This is a genomic window from Priestia sp. YIM B13490 (genome assembly GCF_042787735.1).
In the GTDB taxonomy this organism is placed as follows: Bacteria; Bacillota; Bacilli; order Bacillales; family Bacillaceae_H; genus Priestia; species Priestia megaterium.
On sequence record NZ_JBHZOT010000001.1, the window covers coordinates 175110 to 193592 of the forward strand.

The window sequence follows — 18483 nt, forward strand, 5'->3', positions numbered from 1 at the left end:
CGTCTACCGAATTCTATCAATTTTAAATCCATTATCAATTTGATGAAAGCCGGCTTTTGGATAGTAGTTCATAGCAGAAGGAGCGGAAAGTAAAATCAGCGCGGTTTCTTCGCCGATTTCTGATTGAACGTGTTTGATGAGCTGTGTACCGATTCCTTGCTTTTGATAGTCTTTTACAACAGCTAAATCCGATAAATAGCAGCAGTAGCTAAAATCTGTTAACGCTCTGGCTATGCCAATGAGTTCGCTGCCGTTCCAAGCGGTAATAGTAAGAGAAGCGTGATCAAGCATTCTTTGAATTCGATCAAGGTCTTGTGCAGGACGTTTAATACCTGAATGTACAAACACTTCAGCGGCTTGTTCTGCACGGATTGAGACATTGGTTTTATAAATAATGGTCATTGTGTCATCTCCTTGAAGGATAAGATATAGTCCAGTTTATAAAGAAACTGAATGGAGAGTAAGTGTCAGAAACGGTAATTTTAATAGTATCAGTTAGAAAGGAACGAACACCATGTTAGAGTTAATGCCTTTGCTTGATAAAAGAAAAACAGATCCCTTGTACATGCAGCTTTATATCTACATAAAAAAACAAATTCAAAAAGGTACCATTCCGCCTCATGAAAAACTGCCTTCCAAACGAAAGCTAGCTCTTCATTTAAGCATTAGCCAAAATACGGTTGAAGCAGCTTATGTACAGTTAGAAGCTGAAGGCTATATCGAGATACTAGCCAGGAAAGGAGCATTTGTAAAAGAGATAAAAAATGAAGTCGTGCTTCAAAAACAGCCTCCCGCCTATGTCTCTTTCCCGCAAGAAGAACGGAAATCGACTGCTATTGATTTTAGCCACGGAAAGATAGATGTGGAGAAATTTCCGTATAATACGTGGAAAAAACTAACGGTGCAAGCTATTTATCATGGTGAAAGCCAGCTTTTTTACAGCGGACATCCAGAGGGAGAACTGCTTCTTCGCCAAGAAATTGCAGCATACCTTTACCACTCAAGAGGAGTGCGCTGCACAGCGGAGCAAATTGTGATAGGTGCAGGTACGCAGTATCTTATGTGGCTGCTTTCTGTCACGTTGGGGAAAGAAAAAATAATTGGGTTTGAAAATCCGGGTTTTCACCGGACGAGGCACGTTTTTCAAAAGCAAGGTATGTCAGTGATCCCTGTTTCTCTTGATGATTCTGGCTTGAAAGTGAAGGAACTGAAAGAAAGCGGAGCGGATGCCGTATACATTACGCCGTCTCATCAATTTCCCATTGGTATGGTCATGCCGATAGCAAGAAGACTTGAACTACTAGAGTGGGCGGCAGAAACGAATGGCTATATTATAGAAGATGACTATGACGGGGAATTTCGCTATAAAGGAAAACCCATTCCCGCACTTCAAGGATTAGATCAAGACGACCGCGTTATTTATACGGGAACGTTTTCAAAGTCTTTGATGCCTTCTCTTCGAATAAGCTATGCCGTGCTGCCACACCGGCTTCGTCCAAGCTATGTAAAGCACTGTGAACTTTTTAAACAGCCTGTTTCAAGACTTCATCAGCATACGCTTTTTCTGTTTATGAAAGAAGGGCACTGGGAACGTCACTTGAATAAAATGAGAACAGCATACCGCAAGAAACAAGCCCTGCTGCTAGATTGCTTGACTACTACTATGGGAGAACGTGTAGATGTTATTGGAGAACATTCTGGGTTGCATATTCTTCTTAAGGTGAAAAACGGAATGAATGAACAGAAACTAATTGAAGCAGCTGCCAAGCAAGGGGTATCAATTTATCCAACGTCTATTTATTATCATAGTGCCGGTGACAACAACACGCCTTATGTATTGCTTGGATTTGCCGGACTATCTGACGAAGAGATAAAAACGGGCATAGATTCGCTGTTTAAAGCTTGGTTCGTCCAATAAGAAGTGAAATTAAAGAGTTCTTTAAACAAAAAGACTTTAAACGGTCTATTTTAGCGAGAGAAATAGATAAGAACCAGCGCGTTTGATTATACAGACTGCGCTGGCTTTTTTGTTTGGAAATCAAGGAACAGGCAAGAGTTGATAAGTTAGTGAACTTGAAAGTAAAGGAAAGTTTGATAGGAAGAAGATGCTTCTTGTAAGGAAGATACAAATGTATGGAAAAGCGGCGTTACATTCATGCGGTTGTTTCTCGACCAGTCGTGGTTTGCGAAAAATGATTTTCTTAGTTCGGCCGTCAGTTCAAGCTGTACTCCAGCTTTTAACAGATTATCGTTCACAATATTTTGCTCGCTTGTTCCGGTTATATCAGAAGGGGCGTCACGGACTGTAAAGCCGTGTTTGCGCAGCGATTGCTTTACCAGCTCTTTATAAAGCAGATTTTTTCCGCCTACATATACGATAGGCTGACTACCGCTATAGCCGTGAATCGTCATGCCGGACATACTTTGCTGAGCCATTCCTCTAGCAATCGGTTCGTCAAAGTTTTCTGAGGTTATGTGCAGAACTCCGTTGTTAGTGGACTTGATGCCTTCGAATAAATAATAAGAAGCGGAAAAGCGATCGGCGAGTTCTTTGGCAACTTCTGATGTGCCCGGTTCAATTCCTCCGCCGTGAATGGCCATAATGGATAGGTAGCTAAAGCGCTGTTCGTAGCGAATATCATAGTCTTGATGGAGAATCTCGTGCTGCTGCAGTTCCGCATAGGAAGAGTAAGAGTCACCGCTTGCATAAGAGGGAAGGGGAATCAAAAAGAAGTACATCAAACATAGCAAAGTGCTCGTACTCCATGTGAATAAACGGTTCATCAATAATCACCTCTATTTATCCTATGATAGGTAGAGGTGATTATTAGTGTTTTCGTCTGTTTATAAAATGCAATTTTACTTGAAACTCAATAGGCTCGCGTTCTAATCTTCCCCCCTCATCAAATCTGCTGTAATAATCGATAACTTTACCCACTTTGATTAGCCTCCACTTCAAAAAATGGTTATAGTAAATTATAACAAAAATAGAAATAGTTAATAGGTGTGTTTATGAAAAAATGAAGAGGAAGAGAAAGGGGGAGGGAAAATGACCGCAGCTTTTATTAGTCGTCTAGCTCTATCCGGTCTGTTAGGAGCTTTGGTTGGATTAGAAAGAGAATTTAGAGCAAAAGAAGCGGGCTTTCGCACTCATTTTTTAGTTGCTGTCGGTAGCACGCTGATTATGTTAATTTCGAAATACGGCTTTTCAGATGTGCTTCATCAAGATCATATGGCCCTTGATCCGAGCCGGGTTGCAGCACAAGTAGTAAGCGGTATTGGTTTTTTAGGAGCAGGTATGATTATTATTCAGAAGCAGCATATTAGAGGGCTCACAACAGCCGCAGGCGTATGGGCAACGTCGGGAATTGGTTTAACCATTGGGGCGGGTATGTATACAGTCGGCATTAGTGCAACTATATTGGTGCTGATTGGCTTAGAAATATTGAACGTGATGTTTACATCTCTTTCTACTCATTCCCTTTTAATTAAGTTTCGTGCAGCGAATCAAGAGGATATTTATGAGCTTCTTGATAAGATTGAAAGGGAAAATATTATGATTTCATCCTATGAAATTCACCGAGACCATCATCAAGGTGAACTGTTTTATTTTGTTGAAATAAAAGGAAAAGCAAAAAAGAAAGGGAATAAAGTAGAATTGATTAAATCAATTCATTCTATGGCTCACGTGTTATTTATTGAAATTGAATAAGCACTTATTTATTTTTCGTCAAAGAGATTAAGGCATAACTAAATTAGTCTAAAGTCGAACAAACGGATAAAGGGACCAGTATGGATCGTTTATACACCGCGGGTGATTTCCGTGCAAGGCTTCGCTTTCCGCGGGCGGCCGGTGAGCCTCCTCGTCGCTTGCGCTCCTGCGGGGTCTCACCTGCTCCGCTTTTCCCGCAGGAGTCTTCGCCTTGCCCTTCAATCAACCGCTAGAAGTATCGACATATATATAACCTACGTTCGGATCTTCCTTCAACTAAAAAACTTTCGCTTCAGCCTCTTTATTCGTTCTCTATCTTGCTTAAATCGTTTCGCAGTGTTTTAGCATAGCAAAAAAAGGCTATTACCTAAATATAGAGAATTTTACTGGAGGTTATAAAATGAAAATTGGAGTCGTAGGTGCTACAGGAAAAGCAGGAAGTTTTATCGTAAAAGAGGCTTTAAATCGCGGGCATGATGTAACGGCAATCGTACGTGATGGGGGCAAAGTAGAAGAACGGGATGTTCGTACATTGGAAAAGGACATCTTTGATATTACGGCAAACGATATTGAAGGTTTCGACGCAGTAGTGAATGCGTTTGGAGCTCCTGAAGGAAAAGAACATCTGCATGTAGAAGCGGGGCAATCGTTAATCCATGTATTTAAACAAGCTCCGGACGTTCGTCTTCTTGTTGTAGGAGGAGCAGGCAGTTTGTTTGTTGATGAGGAGAAAACGACGCGTCTAGCGGATACGCCTGATTTTCCAAAAGAGTACAAAGCGACAGCTGACAATCAAGCTCAAAATTTAAAAGACTTAGAAAGTACAAGCGATATTAATTGGACGTTTATTAGCCCAGCAGCATTTTTTAATACTTCAGGAAAACGAACAGATGCTTATAAAACAGGGAAAGATCATGTTATTTTAAACTCAGAAGGAAACAGCCATGTCAGCTATGCTGATTACGCCATTGCAGTCATTGATGAAATTGAGCGAGGAGAGCATATAAACGAACGCTTTACCGTTGTATCCGACGCTAGATAAAGGAAAAGCCGCTTTATGCGGCTTTTTTTGTGCATGTTATACTATGGAAAAAGGGGTAAGGTATAGAATGGATAATACAGTAAATGTAGCACTAGCGTTTTATAGTGAAGCCTACGAGTCATCTATACATAGCTATACGTTGCCTAAAGAGCAGCTCATTTATACGGCACTTCCCGCTGAAGCCTTAGCTAGGTGTAAGCAGGAAAAGGATAGAACGCCCGTTTTGATTTTGACAGAAAACAAAGTAGCCGGCTTTTTCGTGCTTGACGCAGGGAAAGCTGTTAAAGAATATACCGAGAGCTCCGGCGCGCTTTTAATACGGTCGTATTCCATTCATCCTGATTATCAAGGAAAGGGAGTTGGCAAAAAGTCATTGAAACTTCTTCCTTCTTTTATCAACCATCACTTTCCGACTAAAAATGAAGTGGTGCTAGGCGTGAACCATAAAAACACGGCGGCGCAGCATCTGTATAAACGAAGCGGCTTTGTTGATACAAACCGGCATATTTTTGGAAACCAAGGAAAGCAGTTTGTTTATCAGATGGACATAAAAAAAGCTTGAACAAGAGTTCAAGCTTTTTTCTTATATAACAAGTAGGAAGCTAGAGAAAATAGGCAGCGCTACAAGGGACGTTTTTAATACGGGAGCAGGTACACGATTTGTAAACTTTGCTCCAATATAGGAACCGACCATTGTGCCGACCACTACTTGGATCAACAGTGGAATATCTAAAAAGCCCTGCTGATAATAGCCCATTCCCCCGCCGATGGCAATCGGAATAATAACGAGCATTGTCGTTCCGGCCGACTGACGAATAGACAAGCCTAATACCATCATAAGGCCAAGCTGGATAAATGGAGTTGATCCAATTCCAAACATTCCTGACAGAGCGCCTGTGATTAAGCCAATTAGTAAAGAATAGACGATAAATTTAGCTCCTGTTGGAATCGTACGTTCTTTTTGCTGACGGGAAAATAAAAACATACGCAGCCAAAGTAAAACGCCAGATAATAAAAGCATACCGGCTGTTAGCCACTTTAGCTCGCCTTCTGGGATAAAGGATGAAAGGTTAGACCCAATCCAAGCGCCTAATGCACCGAGGATACCAACAGAGATACCGGATTTTAAAGATACGTTACCTTCGCGGTAATGACTGACGGCGCCAGATAAAGAAGAGAAAATCATTGCGGTAAGAGCCGTTGCGAGAGCAACGTGTACAGATACGCCGTACAGCAGCGTTAAAATTGAAATAATAAAACCTGATCCGCCTGCTCCGACAAATCCTAAGATCAGTCCGACGGCTAACATTGTTAAAACAATTGAAACATCCATAAACTAATTCCTTCTTTCAACACTTATTCTATGCAGACACATAACATTTTTAGCAAGTGCTACGTTCTTCATTTAAACATGAATTTTTTATGACGTCCAATGTATAATTTATATGAAATTGATAGTATTATGTAATAAGTAAAGGATGTGAAAAAATGGAATGGCAGCAGCTCGAATATTTTAATGTTGTAGCTCAAACGGAACATTTCACAAAGGCCGCAGAAAAATTATCAATCGCCCAGCCTACGCTCAGCCGCTCAATTTCTAAATTAGAATCAGAGCTTGGCGTGCCGCTATTTGAACGAAAAGGAAGGCAAGTTATTTTAAATCGATACGGACGGCTTTTTTATGAACGAACGGCTAAAGTATTAAACGAAATGGAAGAAGCTAAACGTGAGCTTTCAGATTTGATTCATCCTCACCGCGGCAGTATTTCGTTTGCTTTTTTAAAATCATTAGGCGCTTCATCCGTCCCAAAACTAGTTCATGCTTTTTTACAAGAGTATCCGAACGTTCAATTTCAAATTTTTGAGAACGCCACGAACATCATGCTCGATCAGCTTCAAACAGGAGAAATTGATTTTTGTATGTCTTCCGTAACGGAATCCAGGGCAGGAATTCAGTGGGAATATTTATGGAAAGACGAGCTGTACGCGTATGTCCCTGATACGCATTCTTTTGCCTCAAAACAAGTGCTTTCGATTTCAGAGTTGGCTCATGAATCGTTTATCGCGTTAAAAAAAGGATACGGAAGCCGAACAATTTTTGATCAGCTGTTTGAAGAAGCGGAGATTGTCCCAAATATTACGTTTGAAGGAGAAGAATTTTTGACGGTGATTGGTTTTGTAGCGGCTCATTTAGGGGTTGCCTTGCTTCCTGAAATAAAGGGAGTGGACTTGCGAGGCATTAAAAAAATAAAGCTCAAAGAAGACTCAGCTTCAAGGGTAATTGGGATTGCGTGGAACAAGGATAAATATTTAACTCCTGTTGCGAAAAAGTTTCAGGAATTTTTAATTCAGTATTTCAAAGACCATCATACAGGAGGAAAACGATGAAGAAAATTGCTTGCCTGCACGCTCATCATTCGAACATCTCTTATATAGAAAAAACGCTGCCGTTTGCGAACTGTATGCATTTCGTAGACCCCGGCCTTGTACATCGGATAACAACCGACCCTAAGTTTGCAGCGGAGGCAGCAGCTGCAAAAGTAGAAAAGCAGTTAAAGTGGATGAAAGAATGTTCAGCGGATGCCATTTTACTCACGTGCACGAACTACATTGCTCTTTTACCAGAAGCATTTACAAGCGATATTCCAATTATTAAAATTGATGAGCCTTATTTTCGCCGAATATGTGAAATAGAAGAACCGCAGCTTATCGTGTTTACAAATCCGGAGACCATAGAAGGAACAATGAAGCGTCTAGACGAATTTGCATTTTATCAAAATGTAAAGATAAAGGTTCGCCCTGTTGTGATAGAAGGTGCTTTTGAACTAGTAATGACTGGAAACCTAGAGAAGTATAAACAGAAGGTAAAACATGTCTTACATGAGCTAATAAAAGAGCATAACACTGTTGTTTCAGTGGCGCAGCTCTCGATGGTAGAAGCGGCGGCGGAGGTAAGCGACCGTATTATTACGCCTCTTCAACCGTTAGCGGAAGAAGTAAGAAAAACAATTATTAGGTCATAAGGAATGAAAGAAAGAAAAAACGAATGGTAAAATATTCACTTTATTTTGACAAAAATTTCATTTCCTTATATGATAAGTAGTGTTATAGAAACCACTTATTATATAGGGGAGGCATCGTTTTGTGAAGAAAGCAAATGCACGCGATAAGATTTTAGAAACAGCATCGCGGCTTTTTCAGCTGCAAGGCTATCATGCAACAGGATTAAATCAAATTATTAAAGAGAGCGGGTCGCCAAAAGGGTCTCTTTATTATTATTTTCCAAAAGGGAAAGAAGAACTGGCGATTCACGCTGTTCAATATACGAATAAATACGTCCAAGTTCAAATTAAAGAAAGTCTAAATAAATCTTCTGACGCATCGCAGGCTATTCAGTATTTTATTGAAGAATTGTCCAAGCAGTTTGAACACGAAGAAAGCATTGCTGGTATGCCTGTTGGACTGCTGGCTGGAGAAACAGCGCTTATTAATGAACCGCTGCGCGAAGTCTGCTACGCAGCGTTTCAAGATTGGGAAAAACTTTTTAGAGAAAAAATGATAGAGAGCGGATTTCAAGAAAAGCAGGCAGGAGAGCTCGCAGTTGTGATTAACTGTATGATCGAAGGGGGGATCTTGCGTTCGTTAACAGAGAAAACAAGCGCTCCTTTACAGCAGATTCAGCAGCAGATTCCAGTTCTTGTTCGTAAATAAAAAGTGAGGCTGGGACATAACGAAATGAATCTAATCTAAAGACTAACAATCGGAATACATGAGCTGGACTGCTTGTGACACCGCAGTTGATTTCCGTGCAAGGCTTCGCCTTGTCCTCCAATCAACAGCTAGAATTAGCTACCAACATAAAACCTACGTTCACTATAATCATAAAAAAACACGAACTATTCATCCTTTGTGATAGATAGTTCGTGTTTCACTTTAACTAGACTACTTTGTCCTCGACTCTTTTTTATAGATTGACGGAATTTGGCATATATTGATAAAATTTAAAGTGTATTTTCTGAAAATTCTATTTCTTGAAAAAGAGAAAGAAAGGAGTAGCTTGTGATTTTTACTATTATTCAAGCTGATGATACGTGGGCACTATGGGGAATTCTAGCGATTTGGGCTTCTGTTAGCATTTTTCTCGAACAAAAGTATAAGTGGGCTTCTTTTCTGTCAGGAGCTATTATTGCGCTAGCGGGAGCGCTTATCCTATCAAATTTAAAAATCATTCCAACAGAGTCTCCGGTTTATGATGCGGTTTGGGCGTATCTAGTACCGCTTGCCATTCCATTATTGTTATTTCAAGTCAACATGAAAGAATTATTTCAAGAAAGCCGGAAGTTGCTTTTTATTTTCTTAATCTGTGCAGTAGGAACGGTTATAGGGAGCACGGCAGGCTTCTTGTTATTAAAAGATTATATTCCTGAACTAGCAAAAATTGCAGCTGCTATCGGCGCTTCTTATGTAGGCGGAGGGGTTAATTTTGCTACCGTTACGGCTAAATTTGAACCATCAAGTCAAATGGTTTCCGCGACGGTGGTTGCTGATAATATGGTCATGGCTTTGCTGTTTGCCGTGTATATGTTTGTTCCTTCTATGAAGTTTTTTAGAAAACATTTTAAGACGCCTCATATTCAAGAAGTAGAGGCTGGGCAATATGGAGAAAATGATCGCCATACGCTTGCAGAAAAATATTGGGCAAAAAAAGAAATTTCGTTAAAAGACGTGGCGGCTTCAATTGGTACATCATTTTTTCTAGTGGTTGCATCGTTTAAATTAGCCGAATGGTTTGGAACAATCATTCCAACCGGTCCAAATGTTTCGGTAGTTCAAACATTATTACATACTATTTTGAGCGAAAAATACTTATTGCTTTCCACACTTACGTTTCTTGTCATTTATCTATTTCCTTCTTATTTTAAAAACATTAGCGGAAGCCAAGAAATCGGCACGTACTTCATTTATATTTTCTTTGTTGTCATTGGAGTGCCGGCGTCCATTCCGTTAATTGTTGAAAAAGCACCTCTTTTGATTCTATTTGTGCTCATTGTGGGACTAAGTAATTTAATAGTGGGGCTGCTTTTAGGAAAAGTATTTAAAATTGATTTAGAACATATTTTACTGGCGAGCAATGCAACGGTAGGGGGACCTACGACAGCAAGTGCAATGGCAATTGCTAAAGGATGGGGAAGTTTGGTTGGTCCTATCTTGGTAGTAGGAACGCTTGGCTATATTATTGGTAACTATATCGGCTTTGCACTTGGCTATTGGTACTTATCATTTTAAATAAAAAAACGCCTCCTCTGATGACTCAAAGGAGGCGTTTTTTTATTTAGCGTGCTTGACTGCCGATGATCGATAAAAGCGGCCTTTAAAGATATACGTAGCTGTAATAAATAAATAGATAGCTAGTGTAATAGCCGTAATAACAACGGAGGTTGTGCAGATAACACCAATTAAAATAGCGCTTAGTGCAATTAGGGCAGCCCACGTCGTATAAGGAAACCATTTAACAGAGTAGCTGCTCGATGCTTCTGGCTGAACTTTGCGGGACTTTAAGTGTGCGATCGCAATAATCAACCAAATAAACAACACGGTATATCCTAAGGATCCCATCAAATAATCAAATGTTTTACTTCCTGCAAATAAGGAAATCAACACGCCCACATAAAGAGATGATGTACACATTAAGATTGCATAGACAGGAACTCTGTTAACAGAAAGTTTCGAAAATATCTTCGGCACTCGACCGTCTACTGCTTGCGTATACAAAATACGTGATGAACCGTAAAGCCCTGAGTTCATTGAAGAAATAACGGCTAACAAGATCACGGCATTCATAATATGATCTGCTCCGGGAATTCCAAACATTTTAAATACCATTACAAAAGGGCTTTGAGAAACGCCGTTCACTTCATTCCAAGGAATCAAGCTCACGATGATAAAAAACGGGAACAGATAAAAAGCAATGATGCGCGTTAATGTGCTGCGCACGGCTTTTGGTACTACTTTTTCAGGTTTTTTTGTTTCAGCTAGCGTTACCCCGATGATTTCAGTTCCACCGTAAGAGTAGATGACAACTAGCATCGCTGTAATTAACCCAGTTGGTCCTTTAGGAAAGAAACCGCCGTGATCGCTCAAGTTCGAAAAGCCCGCTGCGGTATGGTGACCAAATGATACAAATAGTAACAGAAGTCCAGCGATGATAAAGATTACAATGACCGTAATTTTAATTAATGCTAACCAGTATTCCGTTTCAGCAAATGCTTTGACCGAAAGCAAGTTAATAACTGTGACAATAACGGATACGCCTAAAGCAAGCATCCAAATTGGATAATCAGGAAGCCAGTACTGAATAAAAATAGCTGCTACAACAGCTTCAGCTGCAATGTTTAACACCCACATTTTCCAGTAAATCCAGTCTAAAAAATAAGCGGGGTAGCTTCCTAAAATCGACTGAACTAAATCACGAAACGTTCGTGCGTCACTGTTTCGAACCGCCATTTCAGCAAGACCTTGCATAATGAATAGTAAAATAATTCCGCCAATTAAATAAGCAATGATAACTGATGGTCCTGCCATATCAATAGCTGAGCTGCTTCCTTTAAATAAACCAGCGCCAATTGCTCCACCTAGCGCCATCATCATAATGTGACGTGAAGTCATTGTTCGCTGCAAACCTTGGTTGTCCTTCTTCATGACTTTTCCCTCCACTTTTTTATAAAATAAAAAAAGCTTATCGTCTCCTACCTCATTATCAAATGAGAGAAGAGACGATAAGCTTTAGCTAACCGCGGTACCACTCTTGTTGGCTCTTAAAGAACCCTGCTTAAAACCTGATAACGAAGGTTAGACGTTAAAACTTAGAGAATACTTCTGCATTCTTTCTGAATTACCACTCCTGGGCGAGTTCAAAGTATTATTGGACTACGTTACACCAACCCGTAGCTCTCTTGACCGAATAATAAGCTTCTACTACTCCCAATCGCTGTGTTTTTGATTAAAATCTGAAAGTTCTTGATGAATAACCATTACTATACGTGCTTCTTTTTTCTTTGTCAACAGCTATTTTCTAAAAAATAAAATGATGGAACTTTGTTTTTTATAGAACTCAGGACTGGTTATTTTGGTAAAAAAACCAGTCGTTTCACCTAATTTTCACCAACTCTGCTTACATTAAGAAATATGAAAAAGAGGTTGTTTTGACAAATACATAGCTGAGGAGAATGAATAGAGTGAAAAAGATGATGTACGTCCGATTTGGACTGGATCTTTTAATGGCTGTTACGTTTGTTTTATTTTTTAACAAACAAGTATTGGGAGGGTTAACGTTTCATGAAATTGCGGGGCTAGCGATTGCCGTCGCCTTTTTTACCCACGTGCTGCTAAACTGGCAGTGGGTAAAGAAAGTTACGGTTAAATTATTTGACCGCAAGCTGCCGCGCAGAACAAAGTTTGGTTACTTTTTAAATATCATGCTGTTGATTACGATGTCATTTATTATGATTAGCGGTATTTTTATTTCAAGAGTAGTATTTCCAAATATTAATGTGGGCAATGAACAATGGTTTAAGGTTTCGCATATTTCGGTATCATTTTTAGTGTTAATTCTAGTAGCCGCTCACATAGGTCTTCATTGGCAATGGGTTATAAATGTATGTAAAAACATGACGAAATTCAAAAAGTCAAAGAAAAGTTTAAGCATAGCAGCTAAGATCGCAACCGTTGCATTGTTAGTCGTTGGTATATACGAAATAAATGAGACGAGTTTTCTTGGAAAGCTTGGAGGAGTAGCGAAAGTACTGAATTTAAGTTCCTCAGATATGCCGCAAAAAGGCGGTGGGAAGCCGGATTTTGATCGCCATTCATTTGGCGAGAACAAATCTTCGGCGACGGCATCTGCTGGTCACGAACGTCCGAACTTTGATCACGATGGCGGAGGTCCGGAAAGAGGGATGAAAGGAAAAGAAGGCGGTTTTGAAAGTCCGAATCCTTTTGTTGTAATCGGTACTTATTTTGCTATTATGTCGGTTTTTATTATTGTTATTTATTATATTGAAAAAATATTGTCAGGAGTAAAAAGACGCAATAAAATGGCGGGTCCGGCTGCGGAAATTTAAAATAAAAAAACTCTCTATTTCACTGTTTTTTCATCGTACAGAAGTAAAATCCTTTATGTAAAAGCGAATGCTTTGCAAAATTAAAATGAGATAAACTTAGGTGGTGGAAATGGTGAAACAACACACACAGCCTGAAACGGAACATAAGAGAAATTGGTTTATTAATGCGCTATTGAATTTTGGTATTTATAAAAAAGGAAATCGGCACCTATACGAACTGACACTTCAAGAGTTAGAAGCTCAATATGTAAAAGTAAAAGCATTCATGTATAATCAGGGACCTCTTTCGCAATGATAAAAAAGCACTCAGTATATGAGTGCTTTTTTATATGAGAAAGTCTTATTCTTTGACAGGCGAAACTGTACAGATTAAAATCACAGTATATTTTAAAGTTACAGTTTTAAATGACACATATTATAGGAAGGAAAAACAGTTTCTACCTATAATATGCCAATATTTTTGACCGTATCATTTTTGGAGGGAAACAAAATGACAAATAAAAAGTATGAGCCGCTTTTACAGCCGTTTACTTTTTCAAATGGCATCAAATTAGATAACCGCGTTATTCTTGCGCCTATGACAAATTTTTCATCAAATGAAGATGGAACAGTATCAAATGCAGAAGTAGACTACTATGTACGACGTTCAAACGGTGTTAGCATGGTCATTACAGCATGTACATACGGAACGCCGAACGGCAAAGGATTTCACGGAGAGTTTGCTGCAGACAGCGATGAAATGATTCCTAGCCTGCGCCGTTTAGCAACGTCCATTAAAGATCAAGGAGCAAAAGCAGTTCTTCAAATTTTCCACGGAGGCCGCATGTGTCCGCCTGAGCTTGTTCCAAATGGAGAGGTTGTTAGCGCAAGTGCTGTTGCTGCAGAACAAGAAGGAGCACCGGTGCCTCGAGAGTTAACAAATGAAGAAATCGACGGCATTATTCATGATTTTGGTGAGATGACGCGCCGTGCTATTGAAGCAGGATTTGACGGAGTTGAAATCCACGGAGCAAATAACTATTTAATTCAGCAGTTCTTTTCTCCGCATTCTAATCGCCGCCAAGATAAATGGGGCGGTAGCGTAGAAAAACGCTTAACATTCCCGCTGGCAATTGTAGACGAAGTAAAGCAAGCCGTTTCTAAACATGCAAAAGAGCCATTTTTAGTAGGCTATCGCTTCTCGCCAGAAGAGCCTGAAACGCCTGGAATTACAATGGCTGATACGTTGAAGTTAGTTGATGCACTAGCAGAAAAAGACCTTGATTACCTTCACGTATCGCTAATGGAATTCTGGTCAAAACCTCGCCGAGGCGTGGAAGATACTCGTTCACGTATTGAGATTATTCAAGAGCGCGTAGGAAGCCGCGTACCTGTGATGGGCGTAGGTTCTATTCATACAGCAGACGAAGCAGCAGCAGCTCTTGAAACCGGCATTCCACTGCTTGCGATTGGCCGTGAATTAATTATGGATCCAGACTGGGTTCAAAAAGTCAAAGAAGGCCGTGAAAATGAAATTGTGACAACATTAAGCAAAAAAGATCAGGAAAAGCTTGTGATTCCTGACCCGCTGTGGCAAGCCGTTATTAACACACCAGGCTGGTTCCCGGTTGAAGATTAAAAGAAAGACAGAAAAGCGCAAAGACGATGGGACTGACCCCGTGTCTTTGCGCTTTTTGCTTTTTCATGGAACAGAGCTTATGAACCATTAATTTACAAATAGACTTCTTTATGTTTGAATAATAATAGTTTTCTGAAAGTGAGGTGGAAAAATGAAAGCAGGCCCAATGGTAAAAATGATGGTTTCAATGAGTATTTTTGGTTCAATTGGCTTTTTCTCCACGCAAACTGGACTGCCTTCTTTTGATTTAGTATTTGTTCGCTGTATTTGTGCAACGCTTTTTCTCGGAATGTGCTGGTTTGTAACCGGTGAATATAAAAGGGAGAAATGGAATGCCAAAGAAATAAAGCAGATTTTACTGTGCGGCATATTCCTTGTGTTTAACTGGGTGTTTCTATTTAAAGCATTTGAAATGATGTCCGTTACGGTAGCTATTTCTATTTATCATCTTGCACCCGTCTTAGTATTGCTTCTGGGAAGCTTTATCTTTAAGGAGAAATTAACGGTTCTTGGCGTTATGTCTATTTTCACTTGTTTTGTGGGAACACTTCTGATTATTGGGGTGAAGGAACTTACGATGGCTGGCTTCATGTCTTCAGGAATACTGTGGGCGCTTTTAGCCGCTTTGTTTTATGCATGCACAACGCTGCTTGGCAAAGGAATTATTCATACGAGTGCTTACGCTGTTACATTTATTCAGACTTTTTTAGGGATTTTTTTATTATTGCCGTTTGTTCATTTTAATGATTTTCATTTCTTAACAGCGGCCAATTGGACAGCTATTTTGGTAACGGGCTTTGTACATACTGGTTTAGTGTATTATTTGTTTTTCGACAGCCTGCGCTACTTAAAAACTCAGGTGATTTCGGTTCTAGTGTTTTTAGATCCAGCCGTTGCTATTTTATTAGATACAGCATTCACGGGATTTCGCCCGACGCTTTTTCAGCTGGCAGGCATTGTTTTGATCTTTTTAGGAATGCTTTTTACTTTGAAGCCAAAACCTTCATCTAAAAAAAGTATTTCCAATAGCAAGATTAAAAAGATCACATAGAATTTCTATTTCATCTGCAGGTCTTCATTTATTAGAAAAAGGGGAGCTAGTCATGAAAGTCAGTAAGCAAAACGCAGAACACTACGTGTGGGGAGGAAAATGCGATGGGTGGCACCTGGTGAAAAATAAAGACGTAAGTATTATTCATGAGCGCATGCCTCCTCATACGAAAGAGGTAAGGCATTATCACACGAGAGCACAGCAATTTTTCTTTGTGCTAAAAGGAACAGCTGCTCTAGAAGTAGACGGAATTATTTATGATGTAAAAGCACATGAAGGAATAGAAGTGCTTCCGTCCATTCTTCATCAAATGATGAATCGTTCGAGCGAAGAGATTGAGTTTCTAGTTATTTCACAGCCCTTTGCACACGGAGACCGCATAGCTGTTGATGAAGATAAAGACTAAGCATAGATCAGTCTATTTTTACTAGTCCTAACAGCAAGCGAAGAATAACGTCCAGTACAATAGTACCTTTTCATTCAGTATGTGAAATATTATGCCTAATAAAATAAAAATACTTTTATTGCAGAGCAGAAATGTGGTAAATTAATATGTATGCAATATAGGGAGAACAAAATTTACAAATTAACAATTGTGTAATATTAACATCACGATAAAAAATAAGAGATTACAAGTTGAAATGTAAATTTTGTAGATGACTAAAAAAAGAGATGAAGATGATATTGTTTGACAAATTGAATCATTTTCAGGTAATCTTTTGCAGGACGTAACCGTTACGATTTAATGTAGGGGACTTTCCTGAGGTTAGCTGAACATGAAATCTCTACTTTTTAGTGAAAGGAATTTGAAAATGAAAAAACTATTTTCAAAGCCGTTGTTTTACTTTTTTATAGCGGTTTTATTCATGTGGATCAAGTCTTACATGTCTTACAAAGTGGAGTTCAACTTAGATATAAGTGACTCAATGCAAAAAACGTTATTGTTTATTAATCCAATTAGTTCAACTTTGATCTTTTTAGGGTTAGCATTGTTTGCAAAAGGGAAAAGAGCCATCGTTTGGACGCTTATCCTTAGTACAATCATGACGGTCATTTTGTACAGCAATATTTTATATTATCGATTCTTCAATGACTTTGTGACATTGCCTACTTTAACGCAAACAAGCAATGCGGGTCATTTAGGAGGCAGTATCGCTGATTTAGTAAAAGCTCACGATATTTTTTACTTTGTAGATATCGTTTTACTGATTGCGCTATTGTTTGTTAGAAAAATCGAATGGCCAAAAGCACGCCTTAAATTCCGCTATACGTTCATGGTACTAGCGGCAGGAGCTATCGCTTTTGCAATTAACTTGCACTATGCTGAAAAAGATCGCCCTGAATTACTAACAAGAACATTTGATCGCAACTACCTAGTGAAATATTTAGGAGCATACAACTACACGGTGTATGATGCAGTTCAAACGTTTAAAAACTCAAAGCAGCGAGCATTCGCAAGCAGTGATGACTTAACAACAGTGAAAAACTTCAGTACAAGTCACTATGCAGCTCCAAATATTGAGTATGCCGGTAAAGCAAAAGGAAAAAACATTATTAAAATTCATCTAGAATCATTTCAGTCGTTCCTGATTAACTACAAGTTAAACGGGCAAGAAGTAACGCCGTTTTTAAACTCATTAGCAAATGGAAATGAATTTATGTATTTTGATAACTTCTTCCATCAAACAGGACAAGGTAAAACAGCTGATGCAGAGCTTATGATGGATACATCATTATACGGCTTGCCTCAAGGATCAGCATTTAGCTTAAAAGGCCGCAACACGTACCAAGCAGCACCAGCGATCTTAGATCAAAAGGGCGGCTATACAAGTGCCGTTTTACACGGAGACTATAAAACGTTCTGGAACCGTAATGAAATTTATAAACAGTTCGGTGTGGATAAATTCTTTGACGCAAGTTATTACAATATGACTGGTGATAACAAAGTAAACTATGGATTAAAAGATAAGCCATTCTTCAAAGAATCTATGCCAATGCTACAGTCATTGAAGCAGCCTTTCTATGCGCATATGATTACATTAACAAACCATTTCCCATTTGTCCTTGATAAAGGCGATGCTAGCATTGAGCCGGCAAACACAGGAGATGGAACGGTAGACCGTTATTTCCAAACGGCTCGTTATTTGGATGAATCACTGCAAGAATTCTTTACAGAGCTAAAAGCTTCAGGCTTATATGACAACTCAGTTATTATGATTTACGGTGACCACTACGGTATTTCTGAAAATCATAACAAAGCAATGGAAAAAGTTCTTGGCGAGAAAATTACGCCATATAAAAACGCTCAGCTTCAACGCGTACCGTTCTTCCTTCACGTACCAGGCGTAAAAGGTGGAGTGAACCATACGTACGGCGGTGAAATTGACGTAGTACCTACGCTTCTTCACTTAGTGGGAATTGATAGTAAAGAGTATGTTCAATTCGGTACAGATTTATTATCAAAAGACCATGATCAGGTAGTAGCATTTAGAAACGGTGATTATGTTTCTCCGAAATACACGTCAATTGACGGCAAGTATTACGATACAAACACGGGAGAAAGAATCACAGCAACAGACGAAGCGAAAGCTTATAAAAAGAAAGTTGGAAGAGAGCTAGAACTTTCTGATAAAGTGTTATACGGTGATTTATTACGATTTAATAAATTAGATGACTTTAAACCGGTCGATCCATCAAAATACATGTATGGAAAAGACCAAGAAACAGAAAAGTAATGTAAGCTTTCACACCATACAATCCAAACAAGCAAGTAGAGGAGCTTTTTAAAAGCTTAGCTACTTGCTTGTTTTATGAGAACTTCATTGAAAAAGAAAGCTGGTGACAGAAACGTGGAGCGAACAAGACGCAAAAGAAGAAGAAGAGTTCGATGGGGCAGAGTGTTCTTTGCTTTGTTGTTTCTTTTTATTATCGTTGGAGGCA

General features: G+C 39.3%; 19 protein-coding genes and 1 other annotated feature. Of the genes, 14 read left to right on the forward strand and 5 right to left on the reverse strand.

Going from position 1 to position 18483, the window contains the following annotated elements:
• Positions 1–3: 3 nt before the first annotated feature.
• Complete coding sequence (locus ACFX4R_RS00885; protein ID WP_043978316.1) at positions 4–402, reverse strand: GNAT family N-acetyltransferase; 399 nt, start codon at positions 400–402, stop codon at positions 4–6.
• Between the two features lie 112 nt (positions 403–514).
• Here ACFX4R_RS00885 and pdxR point away from each other — a divergent pair, with 112 nt between their 5' ends.
• Entirely contained in the window at positions 515–1918 is a 1404-nt protein-coding gene (pdxR, locus tag ACFX4R_RS00890; RefSeq protein ID WP_043978318.1) for a MocR-like pyridoxine biosynthesis transcription factor PdxR, read from the forward strand.
• Positions 1919–2064: 146 nt separating this feature from the next.
• Here pdxR and ACFX4R_RS00895 read toward each other — a convergent pair whose 3' ends face one another.
• A complete protein-coding gene (locus ACFX4R_RS00895) occupies positions 2065–2784 on the reverse strand; it encodes a poly-gamma-glutamate hydrolase family protein (RefSeq protein ID WP_162214862.1) in 720 nt (239 codons plus the stop codon).
• 265 nt (positions 2785–3049) lie between these two features.
• On the opposite strand from ACFX4R_RS00895, the gene ACFX4R_RS00900 reads away from it, so the two are divergent.
• The gene (locus ACFX4R_RS00900) at positions 3050–3712 is read left to right on the forward strand and encodes an MgtC/SapB family protein (RefSeq protein ID WP_162214861.1); all 663 of its coding nucleotides are present in this window, start codon (positions 3050–3052) and stop codon (positions 3710–3712) included.
• 43 nt (positions 3713–3755) lie between these two features.
• Here the strand turns inward: ACFX4R_RS00900 and ACFX4R_RS00905 are convergent, their stop codons facing one another.
• A complete protein-coding gene (locus ACFX4R_RS00905; RefSeq protein WP_340446821.1) occupies positions 3756–3938 on the reverse strand; it encodes a hypothetical protein in 183 nt (60 codons plus the stop codon).
• Positions 3939–4112: 174 nt separating this feature from the next.
• Between ACFX4R_RS00905 and ACFX4R_RS00910 the strand changes: the two genes are divergently transcribed.
• Positions 4113–4754 carry an NAD(P)-dependent oxidoreductase gene (locus ACFX4R_RS00910; protein WP_377568325.1) on the forward strand — a complete coding sequence of 214 codons (642 nt, stop codon included), beginning with the start codon at positions 4113–4115 and terminating at the stop codon, positions 4752–4754.
• Between the two features lie 67 nt (positions 4755–4821).
• Positions 4822–5316, forward strand: a complete 495-nt coding sequence (locus ACFX4R_RS00915) for a GNAT family N-acetyltransferase (RefSeq protein ID WP_043978326.1) — start codon at positions 4822–4824, stop codon at positions 5314–5316.
• 21 nt (positions 5317–5337) lie between these two features.
• Here the strand turns inward: ACFX4R_RS00915 and ACFX4R_RS00920 are convergent, their stop codons facing one another.
• Positions 5338–6087 carry a sulfite exporter TauE/SafE family protein gene (locus ACFX4R_RS00920; RefSeq protein ID WP_043978328.1) on the reverse strand — a complete coding sequence of 250 codons (750 nt, stop codon included), beginning with the start codon at positions 6085–6087 and terminating at the stop codon, positions 5338–5340.
• Positions 6088–6242: 155 nt separating this feature from the next.
• On the opposite strand from ACFX4R_RS00920, the gene ACFX4R_RS00925 reads away from it, so the two are divergent.
• The 4 genes from ACFX4R_RS00925 (at position 6243) to ACFX4R_RS00940 (ending at position 10040) form a co-directional block, all read left to right on the forward strand.
• Positions 6243–7142: a LysR family transcriptional regulator gene (locus ACFX4R_RS00925; RefSeq protein ID WP_043978330.1), complete on the forward strand. Its 900-nt coding sequence runs from the start codon at positions 6243–6245 to the stop codon at positions 7140–7142.
• The gene (locus tag ACFX4R_RS00930) at positions 7139–7777 is read left to right on the forward strand and encodes a hypothetical protein (RefSeq protein WP_162214859.1); all 639 of its coding nucleotides are present in this window, start codon (positions 7139–7141) and stop codon (positions 7775–7777) included. Before ACFX4R_RS00925 ends, ACFX4R_RS00930 begins: the two co-directional genes overlap by 4 nt.
• Positions 7778–7898: 121 nt before the next feature.
• Positions 7899–8465: a TetR/AcrR family transcriptional regulator gene (locus ACFX4R_RS00935; RefSeq protein WP_043978336.1), complete on the forward strand. Its 567-nt coding sequence runs from the start codon at positions 7899–7901 to the stop codon at positions 8463–8465.
• 348 nt (positions 8466–8813) lie between these two features.
• A complete protein-coding gene (locus ACFX4R_RS00940; RefSeq protein WP_043978340.1) occupies positions 8814–10040 on the forward strand; it encodes a DUF819 family protein in 1227 nt (408 codons plus the stop codon).
• Between the two features lie 42 nt (positions 10041–10082).
• On the opposite strand, the gene ACFX4R_RS00945 is transcribed toward ACFX4R_RS00940, so the two are convergent.
• The gene (locus ACFX4R_RS00945; protein ID WP_377568328.1) at positions 10083–11453 is read right to left on the reverse strand and encodes an amino acid permease; all 1371 of its coding nucleotides are present in this window, start codon (positions 11451–11453) and stop codon (positions 10083–10085) included.
• A gap of 67 nt (positions 11454–11520) precedes the next feature.
• Positions 11521–11752, reverse strand: a binding site (T-box leader).
• A 237-nt stretch (positions 11753–11989) separates the two neighbouring features.
• Here ACFX4R_RS00945 and ACFX4R_RS00950 point away from each other — a divergent pair.
• The 6 genes from ACFX4R_RS00950 to ltaS all read left to right on the forward strand — a co-directional run bounded on the left by ACFX4R_RS00950 (position 11990) and on the right by ltaS (position 18278).
• Positions 11990–12874 carry a DUF4405 domain-containing protein gene (locus ACFX4R_RS00950; protein ID WP_377568331.1) on the forward strand — a complete coding sequence of 295 codons (885 nt, stop codon included), beginning with the start codon at positions 11990–11992 and terminating at the stop codon, positions 12872–12874.
• Between the two features lie 109 nt (positions 12875–12983).
• Positions 12984–13169, forward strand: coding sequence for a Fur-regulated basic protein FbpA (locus ACFX4R_RS00955; RefSeq protein ID WP_034649488.1), 186 nt, complete (start codon positions 12984–12986; stop codon positions 13167–13169).
• Between the two features lie 195 nt (positions 13170–13364).
• Entirely contained in the window at positions 13365–14492 is a 1128-nt protein-coding gene (locus ACFX4R_RS00960) for an NADH-dependent flavin oxidoreductase (protein WP_323617859.1), read from the forward strand.
• Positions 14493–14643: 151 nt separating this feature from the next.
• Positions 14644–15543 carry a DMT family transporter gene (locus tag ACFX4R_RS00965; protein ID WP_377568335.1) on the forward strand — a complete coding sequence of 300 codons (900 nt, stop codon included), beginning with the start codon at positions 14644–14646 and terminating at the stop codon, positions 15541–15543.
• Between the two features lie 52 nt (positions 15544–15595).
• On the forward strand, positions 15596–15949 hold the full coding sequence (locus ACFX4R_RS00970) for a cupin domain-containing protein (protein ID WP_028410967.1): 354 nt from the start codon (positions 15596–15598) through the stop codon (positions 15947–15949).
• 406 nt (positions 15950–16355) lie between these two features.
• A complete protein-coding gene (gene ltaS / locus ACFX4R_RS00975) occupies positions 16356–18278 on the forward strand; it encodes a lipoteichoic acid synthase (RefSeq protein ID WP_043978351.1) in 1923 nt (640 codons plus the stop codon).
• The last annotated feature ends 205 nt before the right edge of the window (positions 18279–18483 follow it).